General features: G+C 65.6%; 12 protein-coding genes and 2 pseudogenes. 5 read left to right on the forward strand and 9 right to left on the reverse strand.

Annotation, left to right across the window (positions count from 1 at the left end; genetic code table 11):
• Positions 1-36: 36 nt before the first annotated feature.
• The 4 genes from AC0GKK_RS11330 to AC0GKK_RS11345 all read right to left on the reverse strand — a co-directional run bounded on the left by AC0GKK_RS11330 (position 37) and on the right by AC0GKK_RS11345 (position 1482).
• On the reverse strand, positions 37-225 hold the full coding sequence (locus tag AC0GKK_RS11330; RefSeq protein ID WP_405419233.1) for a hypothetical protein: 189 nt from the start codon (positions 223-225) through the stop codon (positions 37-39).
• Positions 225-563, reverse strand: coding sequence for a hypothetical protein (locus AC0GKK_RS11335; RefSeq protein WP_489883770.1), 339 nt, complete (start codon positions 561-563; stop codon positions 225-227). The genes AC0GKK_RS11330 and AC0GKK_RS11335 overlap by 1 nt, the downstream gene beginning before the upstream one ends.
• Before the next feature lie 3 nt (positions 564-566).
• Positions 567-755, reverse strand: a complete 189-nt coding sequence (locus tag AC0GKK_RS11340) for a hypothetical protein (RefSeq protein ID WP_251785908.1) — start codon at positions 753-755, stop codon at positions 567-569.
• A gap of 325 nt (positions 756-1080) precedes the next feature.
• Positions 1081-1482: a hypothetical protein gene (locus AC0GKK_RS11345; RefSeq protein WP_489883771.1), complete on the reverse strand. Its 402-nt coding sequence runs from the start codon at positions 1480-1482 to the stop codon at positions 1081-1083.
• A 128-nt stretch (positions 1483-1610) separates the two neighbouring features.
• Between AC0GKK_RS11345 and AC0GKK_RS11350 the strand changes: the two genes are divergently transcribed.
• From AC0GKK_RS11350 to AC0GKK_RS11360, 3 genes are read left to right on the forward strand one after another with little or no spacing between them, the layout of a single operon-like run.
• Positions 1611-2480 carry a winged helix-turn-helix domain-containing protein gene (locus AC0GKK_RS11350; RefSeq protein WP_489883772.1) on the forward strand — a complete coding sequence of 290 codons (870 nt, stop codon included), beginning with the start codon at positions 1611-1613 and terminating at the stop codon, positions 2478-2480.
• Positions 2477-3169, forward strand: a complete 693-nt coding sequence (locus tag AC0GKK_RS11355) for an HAD family hydrolase (RefSeq protein WP_489883773.1) — start codon at positions 2477-2479, stop codon at positions 3167-3169. The genes AC0GKK_RS11350 and AC0GKK_RS11355 overlap by 4 nt, the downstream gene beginning before the upstream one ends.
• Positions 3166-3987: a phosphotransferase gene (locus tag AC0GKK_RS11360; protein ID WP_489883774.1), complete on the forward strand. Its 822-nt coding sequence runs from the start codon at positions 3166-3168 to the stop codon at positions 3985-3987. Before AC0GKK_RS11355 ends, AC0GKK_RS11360 begins: the two co-directional genes overlap by 4 nt.
• Before the next feature lie 213 nt (positions 3988-4200).
• Here the strand turns inward: AC0GKK_RS11360 and AC0GKK_RS11365 are convergent, their stop codons facing one another.
• A complete protein-coding gene (locus AC0GKK_RS11365; RefSeq protein ID WP_489883775.1) occupies positions 4201-6906 on the reverse strand; it encodes a DNA methyltransferase in 2706 nt (901 codons plus the stop codon).
• Between the two features lie 766 nt (positions 6907-7672).
• Between AC0GKK_RS11365 and AC0GKK_RS11370 the strand changes: the two are divergent.
• Positions 7673-8537, forward strand: a pseudogene (locus AC0GKK_RS11370) (IS5 family transposase); the annotation flags it as partial.
• A gap of 86 nt (positions 8538-8623) precedes the next feature.
• Here the strand turns inward: AC0GKK_RS11370 and AC0GKK_RS11375 are convergent.
• The 4 genes and pseudogenes from AC0GKK_RS11375 to AC0GKK_RS11390 all read right to left on the reverse strand — a co-directional run.
• A pseudogene (locus AC0GKK_RS11375) lies at positions 8624-9118 on the reverse strand (DUF3644 domain-containing protein); the annotation flags it as partial.
• A 494-nt stretch (positions 9119-9612) separates the two neighbouring features.
• A complete protein-coding gene (locus tag AC0GKK_RS11380) occupies positions 9613-9858 on the reverse strand; it encodes a DUF2188 domain-containing protein (protein WP_489883776.1) in 246 nt (81 codons plus the stop codon).
• Between the two features lie 737 nt (positions 9859-10595).
• The gene (locus AC0GKK_RS11385) at positions 10596-10835 is read right to left on the reverse strand and encodes a hypothetical protein (protein ID WP_489883777.1); all 240 of its coding nucleotides are present in this window, start codon (positions 10833-10835) and stop codon (positions 10596-10598) included.
• Positions 10832-11233: an alpha/beta hydrolase gene (locus AC0GKK_RS11390; RefSeq protein WP_489883778.1), complete on the reverse strand. Its 402-nt coding sequence runs from the start codon at positions 11231-11233 to the stop codon at positions 10832-10834. The genes AC0GKK_RS11385 and AC0GKK_RS11390 overlap by 4 nt, the downstream gene beginning before the upstream one ends.
• Positions 11234-11507: 274 nt before the next feature.
• On the opposite strand from AC0GKK_RS11390, the gene AC0GKK_RS11395 reads away from it, so the two are divergent.
• Positions 11508-12245 (forward strand): Dyp-type peroxidase, encoded by a 738-nt coding sequence (locus tag AC0GKK_RS11395; protein ID WP_489883779.1) that lies wholly within the window; start codon positions 11508-11510, stop codon positions 12243-12245.
• Positions 12246-12255: the final 10 nt, after the last annotated feature.

Here is a 12255-nt window from a genome sequence, read left to right on the forward strand (position 1 = left end):
TCAGTGCAGCGGGCGACCCCACCACCCAGAGATGGGTCACTTCTGTTCGCGCAGGGCGCCCCGGGCCGAGTCCAGGTGGACGGTCAGGTGGGCGACGTCGCGGGCGAGGTTGTCGTGGGTGTTCTTGAACCCACCCGTCCGATACGGAATCCCGTGCAGGCTGCGCTTGAGTTCGCGCATCGCGGCGTCCAGGTCTTCGACCGTGCGGTCGACAGCCTTCGACATCACTTCCTCCATTCGCGGGAGACCAACTCGGCCTCCCACTTCTTCGCCGTCGACGCCATGACCCGCAGCGAGGCGTGCGCGGTCTTCGCCGAGGCCCGGATCTCCTCCGGCGACGCAGTCGACCAGTGCTCCCCGCTCACGCCGCTCTTGGCCGACACGCCCTTCCCAGACCGCTTGGTCTTCGAGTCGGTGGCCTTCGCGGCGACCTTGTCCGCTTCGGCGAGGGCATCTCCGACCAGCTGTAATGCCCGCCAGAACTCCCCGTACTTGCGCAGCGCCCGCCGGTTGACCTTTGGCAGCGTCTTGACCCGATCGCGGGCCCCGAGACTGATGGCCACCGTTCAGACCCCCTTGCGGATGGCGAGCTGGGCCAGGCGCAGGCCCTCGGCGACTCCGGCCCGCCACGCCTGCTCGGTCGCGATGACGGGGTGCTCGGTGCGGGCCCAGCGGCGCCGCTCGATCTCCAGCCGTCGGACGAGGCGGCCGACTCCGGTCGTCACCCGCGGACGGGTACTCGTGTTGGTGTTCATGCCGTCATCTCCATCCCGACCGACGGCACCGGGCCGTGGGTCTCGCCGTCTCCGAAGCAGCCCGGGCAGACCCCGGAACCACCACACGCCCCACACTCGATGCTGTTGATCGAGTCGCCGTAGCCGTCGCACACATCGCACGCCCCGCTACCGCTGCATTCGCCACACACCACCGCAGATCACCCCTGGTCGAGGACATAGGTGTCCCCGTCTCGGAATTACTGGGAATTGCCGGAACACCATTCCGGCGACAGAAATTGGGCCGCTACATCAGGCGGCCGGCCCGCTTACGCTCGCGGGCACGCTCGACGCGTCGAGGCGTCGGTCAGGAGTGGTTGTCGTCGTCCTTGCCCCGCCGCATCGGCGCAGGGGCGGGGTGGGCGTGCTTGAGGCCCATCGCCTTGAACGCGATCCCCGACACCGTCCGACCGTCCGCGGACTCGATCGAGTAGGGGTTGATCTTCGGGTCGATGAGCTGGACCCGGGCGTCCTCCCCGAACCCCTCACCGGGGTCGGTCGTGAGGGTCACCTTGATCTCCTCGCCCTTCGGTGCCCGCTGACCCGCCTGCACCTGGAGCTTCGCGAACAGCGACACCACGAAGTGCGTCACCCCGTCGCGGTCGGTCACCGGCACCTCCGCGCCGTTGGCGTCCTGCCGGGTCTTGGGTGCGGGCGGCTCCACCACCGTGAGCTTGTAGCTGTCGAGCACCACCGGAAGATCCCTCATTGCTCTCTCCTTCGTTCACCTGACCAGCTTGGCTAGCCATCTCAGAATGACCGGCTTGGCTAGCCATGTCAAGCACCAATGAGGAAGATGGCTAGCCGGGCTAGCCAGCCGATCGATACCGTGGAGTCATGAGCACGCCAGCCGAGTTCCTCGCGCACCTGGACCCGGAGGACCCGCGCACCCCGTCGCAGCAGATCTCCAACCAGATCCGCGCCGCGATCAAGCTCGGCAAGCTCAAGGCCGGGGAGAAGCTGCCGTCCCAGCCCGACCTGGCCGAGCGCTACGGCGTCGCCCGCGAGACGGTCAAGGCCGCCCTACGCCCCCTGTATGCCGAGCGACTGCTCATCAGCCGCCAGGGAAGCGGGGTGTTCGTCCGCGCGCAGACCGAGTTACCGGTGGGCCTACGCCCGCACATCGAAGCCGCGTTCGAGCGCCCACACGTGCGCATCGACTTCGCCGGGTTCTCCGGCGAGACCCTGGCCAACACCCTGTCCGAGGTCCTGGACAAGGTCCGCGCCGGACGACTGACCCCGGAGTCCATCGCCGTGCGGATCATGCTGTCCGACCCCGGCGTCCCCCTCGCGCTCCCCTGCCGAGCCGACACCGCCGCCGACGACCCCGCCGTCCGCAAGCGCGCTGATCGCATCACCCGCCGCGCGGTGGACAGCATCACCGACGGAGTGCAGGAACTCGCCGACCTCGGGCTGGTGAAGTCAGCGACCGCCGAAGTGCGAGCCCACAGCGCGTCGCCGCTGTTCAAGCTCTACCTGATCAACGACGAGGAAGCGTTTTTCGGCTTCTACCCGGTCTTGGAGCACACCGTCACCATCGACAAGGCTCCAGTGCCGATCTTCGACCCGATGGGCAAGGACGCCACCCTGTTCCACTTCTCCACCGGCGACGACGCCGACACCAGCAACGGCCCCCAGTACGTCACCCAGGCCCGCACCTGGTTCGACTCCGTGTGGACCACCATCACTCGGGAGTACCCGCAGTGACCCTCCCGACCGGAACCCACACCCAGCTCGCCGACCTGCTCCACTGCGCCCGGGTCCTGCTCCTGGACTTCGACGGTCCCGTCGCGCACCTGTTCGCCGGCCACCCAGCACCCGAGGTCGCCGCCGCCGTCCGCCAGTTCGCCACCGTGCGCGGCATCGACCTCACCGAGGTCCGCACCGATGACCCGCTGGTCCTGCTCCGAGCCGCCTACCGGCATTCGCCCGAGTCCGGTCGCGACGTCGAGGCCCACGTCATCGAGCACGAGACCCGCGCCGCGACCGTCGCCGAACCATCCCCTGGCGCCCACGAGCTCATCCGCACCGCCGTCGCCACCCGCCACACCGTCCTGATCGTCAGCAACAACTCCGAGCGAGCCATCCGCACCTACCTGGCCCGCCACGACCTCACCGAGCACGTCGCCCAGATCCTCGGCCGCCCCTTCGGGCACCCCGAGCAGATGAAACCGGACCCCCACCTGCTGCACGCGGCGCTGGACATCGCCCGAGCGGCACCGAGTGACGCGGTGTTCATCGGAGACTCGATCACCGACGCCCTCGCCGGGACTGCGGCGGGAGTGCCGTGCATCGGCTACGCCAGGCAGCCCGAGCGCGCCGAGGGTCTGGCCGACGCGGACGCCCTGGTCGTCGTCGACGACATGCACACCCTCTCCACCGCACTACGCCCGTGACACCGCTGCACCCCGACATCGCCCGAGCCGCACACGCGCGATGGCCCGACCGCGCACCCGCCTGGATTCAGGCGCTACCCGTCGAGCTGGCCGAAGTCTGCGCCGCACTCTCGGTTATACCGACTGGCCGGACGTTCTCCGCCAGGTCGGCCCACGTCGTCGAAGCCACGACCCGTACCGGCAGACGATTGATCCTGCGGTCGAGCCCCGACCCTGACGCCGTCCACCAGGCCGCTGTACTGGACCAGCTCGCGCGTGCTGGCCTAGCGCCTGTGGTCCATCTCCTGCGGAACACGCCCACGAGCACGTGGACGGCAATGGACGCGGTCGAACCCGGCGCATCGTTCGCCGAGCAGGAACCGCAGCCACGGGATCTCGCGGGCGCAGCGGCAATGCTCCGCATCCTTGCCGATGAGGGCGGCGCACCCTCAGTCCCGAGCATCGTCCCGTGGCTCCGGACACGGCTCACCGATCCGCCGGCCGATGACCAGCCACCACACCGCGGCCCCGAGCCCCCCGAAGCCCGCGAGTCCGCCAGCCTCGTCCTTGACCAGCTCGCCACCGACATGGCGGTCGGGCTGTGCCACGCCGACCTGACGCCGCCTAATGTCCTGCACGGCAAGTCCAGGCTGTGGTTCATCGACCCCCGCGGGATGAACGGCGAGGGCGCCTATGACGTCGCCGTGCTCGCGCTCAAGCTCAGCGACGACCACCTCGGCACCGCCAGAGCCCTGGCCCGCAGCATCGCCCTATCCAGCGGAGTCAGCCCCGACCGAGCTGACGCATGGGTCACGGTCGCCGACGCCGCCACCGTCTGACCGCGGCGCCACTCCGAACGTCAAGCATCAGGTGAGACCGGAACGTCAAGCATCAGCCGGGACACGACACAAGCCTCAGCACTCCCCGTGTCTAGACCTTCCATTCGGTATTCAAGGCGGCGGCTACGCCGCCGCGCCGCTCCCGCCGGCCGGGGCGTGCGGCCTCCGGCCGGTCCCCGGCCGGCGAGCGGCAAAATGCCGTGAGCGCGCAGCTTACTTGCCAGCGATCTTGACATACTCATCGAACAGCAAAGCTTGACGGTCCGCGTCGCTCGCAATTCTTCTGCGAGAGAAGAGACGATCGACAGCATCATCGAGTAAGCGATGCGCCTTCACGAGAGCGGGAGGCGTCAGTCGAGGATCATACAGCTCTGCAAGGGTAGAATCCTCGAACTGTGTTCGAGCGGCGACGACCTCATGAGCCGCTTCACGAACTCGATCGGCCGCAGCGCCATCGCGTTTCCCGGGCCAGGGAAATGTGTTGTAGACCGTTCCCGGGGAAAGACGGAGACGCATCTCTAGTCGCCCGGCGACGCTCTCGGCCCAAGTCGCAAACATCCGCGAACTCATAATGCCGAATAGGAGCATGTCGGCGTCGGGCACGCGCCAATGAGGAGCAGCGCAGATGTCGTCAGCGGATTTTACGACCAACGGCAGATATTTGCGGCGCTCTGAGGAAACAAATGGAACAAAGATGTAGTCGGAATCTTGGGGGCGTAGCTCTACGAAGAGCGATGGCGTGTCCGCCGCTCGACGGGTCGCTTCACGGCTTCGTCCCTCTCGATACGTCCGTACTGCCTCCACGCGATCGCGCAGTAGCGCAGACGCCGATATGTCGCGAGGTGGTGCATCAACAAGCCATAGACACCACCTGGTCTTCCCGTTAAGTACCTCCTCGCCTCCCACGTATTCACGAACGTACTTGCTGGCGACAGGGTCGGATTGAAACGCGTCGATATCCTCTGCGTCAATGATGAGGTGCCCGCCGTCATTCGCCATGCTTCCGTACTGCGACTCCGGCACGCCAGCGATCAAAGGTCGACGGGAGCCGAGAACAACGACGTCAGGAGCGTCTGCGAGGTAGGGATTAATATTCTCAACCTCGCGAACAACTAGCGTTGAGTCAAATGCTGAGTCGCCGACCTCCTCGTAGAGTCGACGTTTTCCAGTCGTTGGCCCAACCCCAAAGCCAACAATGACGACGTGGACACCTGCGACTCCGCGCCCCTCGTTCGCCCACCTGAAGGTTCGAATCGCGAACCGGATCTCGATGCCTTCGTTAAGCAGGCGCGGCCAGAGGTTTGCTGCACCTTCGCCCTGAACAATCGAATTTGTAGAGACAAAAGCGGACACGATAGCTTTATTCTTCTGCATGTACCTGGCGGCGATGGCGTACCAGGCCGTCACGTAATCCAGGACGCCGTGGCCACGTGCCTCGGCGTGTGCGATCCTCATGTCATCCTGCTGGGCACCCGATCGGTATTGCCTACCGATAAAGGGAGGATTGCCTAGCACAAAAGAGCATTCTTTAGCAGGGAGAAAATCGTTCCAGTCGCAACGACAGGCGTTGTCGATAAGAACGTTCGTCTTCGAGGTTAGCGGAATGCGCGCGTAGTATTGCCCAAATCGCTTTGATAGCCGCATGTTTGCGAGATGGTCCACAAGGTAGATGGCCGTCTCGGCGATTCGTGCAGGGAACTCTTCGATCTCTATCGCATAGAACTGGTCGACGTCGACTTTCGAGAGGTTTGATATCTGGTCGATGTCAAGGTGGCCCTGCCCTTGGCCGGTGAGGTCGTCTAATGCTGCCAGAATGTCATACTCAAGATCGCGCAGCTCGCGATATGCGATTACAAGAAAATTTCCACAGCCAGCCGCAGGATCAAGGAATTTTAAGGTAGCAAGCTTGTCCTGCAGCGCGCGCAAGCGAGACGCGTTCGACCTGAATCGATCGAACTCCGAGCGAAGTGAGTCCAAGAATAACGGCTGGATCACCTTCAGGATGTTCTGCTCGCTAGTGTAATGCGCCCCGATTGCCCTACGGGCGCCGGAGTCCATCACTGACTGAAAGAGTGAACCGAAAATTGCTGGTGAAACTGCGGACCAGTCAAACTCCGAACACTCGATGACAGCAGTTCGAAGACTTGAGTTGAAGTCGGGGAGCTCAAGGCGCTCAGCGAAAAGTCCGCCGTTGATGTAGGGGAACTGAGCGAGCGTTGAGTCGAGGGCGGTTGATCGCTTACTCTCGATCGTGTCTAACACACTGAAAAGGCGCTGGATGAGGGGGCCAAGGTCCGTACCGTCATCGGAGGTTCGGTTCTTCACAAAATCTGTGAATAGCCCGCGTTCCCAGACCCCGGTGTCGTCTGCGAAGAAGACAAACATCAGTCGAACAAGGAATACCTTGAGCTCGTGCCCTTGAAAGCCGGTGTCTGCGATCTTCTCGTACAAGGCGCCCATTTTCTCGGCGGCCTCGATGGAAACTTTGTCCTCGGGCTTGACTGAACGGCTTTGGTAGCCAGCAATGAAGCCGAATCGCTCGATATGATCTGGGAGATCGTCAATTGGGAAGGTGACCGGTGGTTCATTGCTACGGAGGTCCCAGACTCGAAAGGTCGCAAAATCGCTAGTGATGACCATCTGTGGGAACGTGACGTTATCGAGTGAGTTGAGGTAGTCGAGCGCCTGCTCTTCGGCGTCCGCAAGAGAGCGGCCTGCGGATTTGTGCTCGACGGCAAGCATGCCTGGCCAAAAGGCATCGATTCGGCCGCGACCGCTTGTAGAGGTGCGGGTAGCCTGCTTCTCGAATGTGATCACCCGGTGTCGCTTGATTCCAAAGATTGCGAACCAGTCGTTCCAGAATGACTGTGCTTCAGCTTGCTCCCGAGTCTCGTCGCGCCACTCTGCCGCGAACGCCACCGCTCGACTGCGCAGCTCGTTCCAAGAGATTGGTTTCGCGGTCATAAGGTGCCTCTTCGTTGTTTAAAGGTTTAAGCATAGGAGTGAGGAAATATTGCGACTGCTGCTCCAGGCTAGGTGCCTCGAAGACCCGATCGGGTGCAGCTCTCTATCAACTGGCTGGCGGCATGAGCGTCGGTCGACGAACGTTGCGACGGTACCGGTTTTGGACTCGCTGAACTAGCGTTCTCGCTCGGGACTGGCTCCGACCCCAGTAGCTCCATGTAGCCTTCGGCGGTCGAACACTTGCGAATGAGGAGACGCACATACGCCGACGTGTACGAGTAGTCGCGGTGGCGTGAGTCGTACACGCAATAGCGTTCGTCAGTTCGCTGGGGTGTGGCTGATCGATCCGAAGGTCGGACGTTTAGTTTCTGCCACGCTCGGACAAATTGTGCCATCGTGAAGCGATAAGGAATCGCACACGAGACCTCGGCGACAACTGTTTTAGGTGCCAATAGTTCGTGATTCGCTACAGGGCGGCTCTGCTCTCGTACAACAACGAGTCCCTTTCGGCCCAGCTGGTCGACAACCGCCCGCTGATCTGGAGTCATATCGTCGTACCTGGTGTATTGAATTGCAAGGGCGTCTGGGTCCTTAGGGGCAAGTTCGTTCATGACACGCAAACGAAACTCAAACCGACGATCAACCTCGGTTTCTGGGGTGAGCCCTGAATAATACTCCGAGATGAATGTTCTCAGACCGTGTTTGAGAAGGGTCGGCGTGTCTGCGCCGCGCGGGCCGCGCTCTGGTCCATCGTGGACGGGTGGCTCGGCGTCAGCGGCGGTATCCCTCGGACACCAGCGATGAGCAGTGGGCGTTGATCGAACCGCTGTTGCCCGAGGCCGGGGCGGGTGGGCGTCCGGAGAAGCACCCGCGCCGGGACGTGGTCGACGCGATCCTCTACGTCGTGCGGGCGGGGTGCGCTTGGCGGGCTCTACCAGCGGACTTCCCGCCCTGGCAGACCGTCTACTGGTATTTCAACCGGTGGGAACAGCAGAAGGTCACCGAGAAGATCCTCCCGGTCGTGCGCCGTCAGCTACGTGCCGACGAGGGGCGGGACCCGGAACCGAGCGCGGGGATCATCGACTCGCAGTCGGTGAAGGGTGCCGACACCGTCGGGCAGGACTCGCGCGGCTTCGACGCAGGGAAGAAGATCAACGGCCGGAAGCGGTTCATCGTGACCGACACCCTGGGCCTGCTGTTGACCACTGTGGTGTGCTCGGCGTCGGTGCAGGACCGCGACGGGGCGAAGTCGATCCTGCTCGACCTGTACCTGCGCACCAGGGTGCGGTTCGTCTACGCCGACGCCGGGTTCGCCGGACGCCTGCTGGAGTGGGCGAACACGATCCTGCGCACCAGCGTCGAGGTCGTGCGCAAACCGCCTGAGCAGCGCGGGTTCGCCGTCCTCCCGCGCCGCTGGGTGGTCGAGCGGACACTGGCCTGGCTGACCGCACACCGCCGTCTGGCCCGCGACTACGAACGCCACCCCGCCGTATCCGAGGCCATGATCCGCTGGGCCGCGATCAACACCATCACCCGCCGCATCGCCCGCGGCAAGCCGGCCGCCCGCCAACAGAAGTACGTCTTCACACCCGCGACTTGATCTTCTCAAACACGCTCTCAAAGATGCCGGAAGTGAACGCCGAAGACGCTGCAGGGTGGATAGTCCTTCATCGGTGAATGAACCGATGAACACAGGAAAACGAAGCTGCGTGGCTAACGACTGGTCGACGCCAAACTTCTCGATCAGATGTTCTTCAAAGTTTAGTAGAAGCGCTTGTGCGTGTCCGCCGAGGGCTACGTTGAGAGCCTGCTGCTGTCGCGCATATCTGTGCTCGATCCGATTCCGCAACCCGATAAAGAATTCTAGGTTTACTCGAACGGGATCGTTATCGGGAAATAGCTCCTTGACGCACCTTGCGAGTTCCCAACGCTTCGGCTCTCCGTCGACTCGCTCAAGAAGGCGCGGGTTGTCCTTGCGTCGGTAGCGGAAGTCGACTCCGTCCTGCGTCAGTTCGGCGTGGAGCAGGTACAGCCAAGCGAGGTGCATATGCACGACGAAGCCCTCGAAGGACCTCACTTCTGCTGGGTCGTTGAAGAGCCGTACAGCAAGCATGGCTTCGTCCCGGGACGCCGAAACCATCGGCCAGTGCTTCTTCGGTCTCGCCATCTTCCGTACTCCCGCGCTCCACTCGTGCTGATGCGGAGAGTAGCGATATGGGTCCCTGCGGGATGGTCGCGCTGTCGCGAATTGGTGTGCTGTGAGCCGAGCGTGCACGCATCGTCGTGGAGCGGTGTAGTTGATCAGTCTTGTGGTCTCCACGGCGCGACGAACGAAACGCCCTCGCCGGGCGGGCAGATCAACAGGATGGCGGCCCGTGCCATCCCGACGACCTCCCCGAGGGCTACCACCCGGCCACCCGGCGGTCGGGCTGCGCCTAGGTCGACGGGATGGCACTCAGAAGGTCCGGAGGACGGCTTCAAGATCGTTCCTGTGCCGTCTCCGGGCCGTCTGGGCCGTTGTTGGGCCGTCTCAGACCGCCCAACAACGAGAAACGACGCTGACCGACGGGAGAAGGTTCCCGCTGGTCAACGCCGTTTCCCGGCCTGTGATCAGGCAACCTGCTTGGTCTCCCAGAAGATCTTGTCGATCTACTGGATCAGTCAGCCCTTCGAAGACTTGGGGTCGTTGCCGGGCTTGACGGTGTCCTGCTGGCGGATCGTGCCCTTCAGCCCGCGGACCTGCAGCTCACCTCCGCCGTCGTTGCTGAGGATGTCGCGCGCACGGTCGATCCCCTCGGCCTGGTTGCTGACGATGGCGCTGGCGCGAGAGGCGCCGGGCTTGCGGACCTCGGTTTTGCCGTCTTCGCGCCGCTGCACGATGCGTCGGTTCGGGGTGTTGTCGGCCATTGCAGCCCTCCTGGGCTCGGTGGTTCCGTCGGGGGTGCGGAACCTCAGCTCAGGGATAGCACCTGGCACCGACAGTTTCGGCAGACTCTCGGGGGAGCAGCGTCGGTGCCCGCCGGTCGCGGGTACAAATCCGGTACAAACCAGCCCGGCCCGCGACACCCAACGACGACCGGTCACCACCATTGAATTCACAGGTCAGCGACCAGATCGGCGCCGTTTCGGGTGGTCGGCATTTCCCCAGCGGCAGTACATCTCCTACTGCGATGCCCTCGCCGGGCGGGCAGATCTCCGGGATGGGTGGTTGCCATCCCGCCGACCTCCCTCCGGGCTACCACACGGACGACCGTGGGCGGAGCTTGACGGCGTCGGCCGGCGGTTGTGTCGAGGGCCGCCCACGGCCGCCCGCGCGGTCGGCTTGCAGCAGGTCGACGGGATGGCACTGGCAAGCGAGGCAGGCGCAGCCTGACATCACCAACCGACATCAGTCGCCGAGTCCTGAGCCGATCCACCGCGGACTGTCCCGGACGAACCCCACCCCTTGACCTGCCGCGACGTGGGTCGACGCCGACCACGGTCAGGATTTTGGTTCCGATGGTCCAGGTTCGAATCCTGGCGGCGGAGCAGGCTGCTGACTTGGGAACGGCCCGGCAGGCTCTCCCCGTCCGGGCCGCACACCGCTCCCCCCGACATCCGGTTCCGACGTCGACCCCCGCGGCCGGCGGACCGCCCGGCCCGGGTCACGGGGTTGCGAGGAACCCGGCGACGGCGGCGGCCAGCCGGTCCAGGAACGCCCGGTGGTCGAGCCCGGCCGCCGGGCGCTCCCCCGGCGGCAGCTCGGTCATGGCGACGTCGAAGTGCCCGACGCCCTCGTGCACGGTGACCGTCACCGGACCGGGCGCGGCGCGCAGCAGCTCCGTCGACGACGGCGGCGTCACCACGTCCGCCGCTCCGACGTGCACCGCGACCGGCACCGTCACGGCCGCGAGCGCGCCGGGCGCGGCGAACCAGCCCACCGGCGGCGCGATCGCGACACCCGGGGCTCGGCGGGCACCGCGAGCTCCGCGCCGTCGCGGGTGCACGGGCGGGCACCGGCGAGGCAGAGCGCCGCCCACCCGCCGATCGAGTGCCCCACCGCGACGACGGGCAGGGCGTCGCGGTCCGGGTGCACGGCGAGCGCGTCGTGCAACAGCGCGACCCGCGCCCGCAGCTGCCCGGGCGTCACGGTCGCGGGGGCGAACCGCTCCGCGGGCGGGGCGAGGACGTCCCACCCGGCGGCACGCAGCGCACCGGTCAGCGTGGCGTAGCGGCCGGGGTCGCCGCCCGCGCCGGGGCCGAACAGGACGATGCCGCGGTGCCGGGAGGGCGGGGTCGTCACGGCCCCACCGTAGCCACGGGGTCGCTACGCTCCGGCGGTGTGACCCAGGCGACCGAACGCGCAGTCCCACCACCGGAGCCCCAGGACGTCACCGCCCCGCTCACCGCCGCGGCTGCCTTCCTCGTCCTGCGGGTGGGCGAAGGGCCGGACTCCGACGCCAGGGTCCGGTCGACACTCGCCGCGACCTCCGACCTCGTCAGGAACGTCCGCATCGGCGCCGACGGGGCGGCGTTCCACTGCACCGTCGGGATCGGGCACCGGGTGTGGGAACTGGGTGTGGGAACGGGTCGTCGGCGGGCCGCCGCCGCGCGAGCTCGCACCGTTCCGCGAGATCACCGGCGCGAGCCACACCGCCGTCGCCACCGAGGGGGATCTGCTCTACCACCTGCGGGCGGACACCACGGACCTGATCGTGCGGTTCGAGATGATGCTGCTGGAGGCCTTCGGCGACACCGTCACCACCGTCGACGAGACCGCCGGCTTCCGCTACCGGCACGGCCGGGACCTGCTCGACTTCGCCGACGGGACGGCCAACCCGGACGGGGCGGGCCTCCCGGCCGCGACCCTGGTCGGCGAGGAGGACCCGGCACACGCCCGCGGCAGCTACGTCGTCGTGCAGAGGTACCTGCACGACATGACCGCCTGGCGCGGGCAGAGCGTGGCCACCCAGGAGGAGATCGTCGGGCGGACCAAGTTCGACGGGGTGGAGCTGCCGGACGCCGAGGAGGGCCAGAAGTCGCACAAGACGCTGTGCACGATCACCGACGACGACGGCGTCGAGCACGACATCCTGCGGGACAACATGCCGTTCGCCGCGCCGGGACGGGGCGAGTACGGCACCTACTTCATCGGCTACAGCCGGCACCTGTGGGTGGTCGAGACGATGCTGCGGCGGATGTTCGTCGGCGACCCGCCGCCGTTGCACGACCGCATCCTCGACTACTCGACCCCGACGACGGGCTGCACGTTCTTCGTGCCGTCGCGGACGGTGCTGGACGGGCTCGACGACTGACCCCGGGACA

This window comes from Pseudonocardia sp. P-1, from assembly GCF_058111925.1.

What these genes read in the sequence shown, in the direction of transcription:
- AC0GKK_RS11330 (WP_405419233.1), bottom strand. Translation starts at nt 225, where the DNA reads ATGTCGAAGGCTGTCGACCGCACGGTCGAAGACCTGGACGCCGCGATG.
- AC0GKK_RS11340 (WP_251785908.1), bottom strand. Translation starts at nt 755, where the DNA reads ATGAACACCAACACGAGTACCCGTCCGCGGGTGACGACCGGAGTCGGC.
- AC0GKK_RS11345 (WP_489883771.1), bottom strand. Translation starts at nt 1,482, where the DNA reads ATGAGGGATCTTCCGGTGGTGCTCGACAGCTACAAGCTCACGGTGGTG.
- AC0GKK_RS11350 (WP_489883772.1), top strand. Translation starts at nt 1,611, where the DNA reads ATGAGCACGCCAGCCGAGTTCCTCGCGCACCTGGACCCGGAGGACCCG.
- AC0GKK_RS11380 (WP_489883776.1), bottom strand. Translation starts at nt 9,858, where the DNA reads ATGGCCGACAACACCCCGAACCGACGCATCGTGCAGCGGCGCGAAGAC.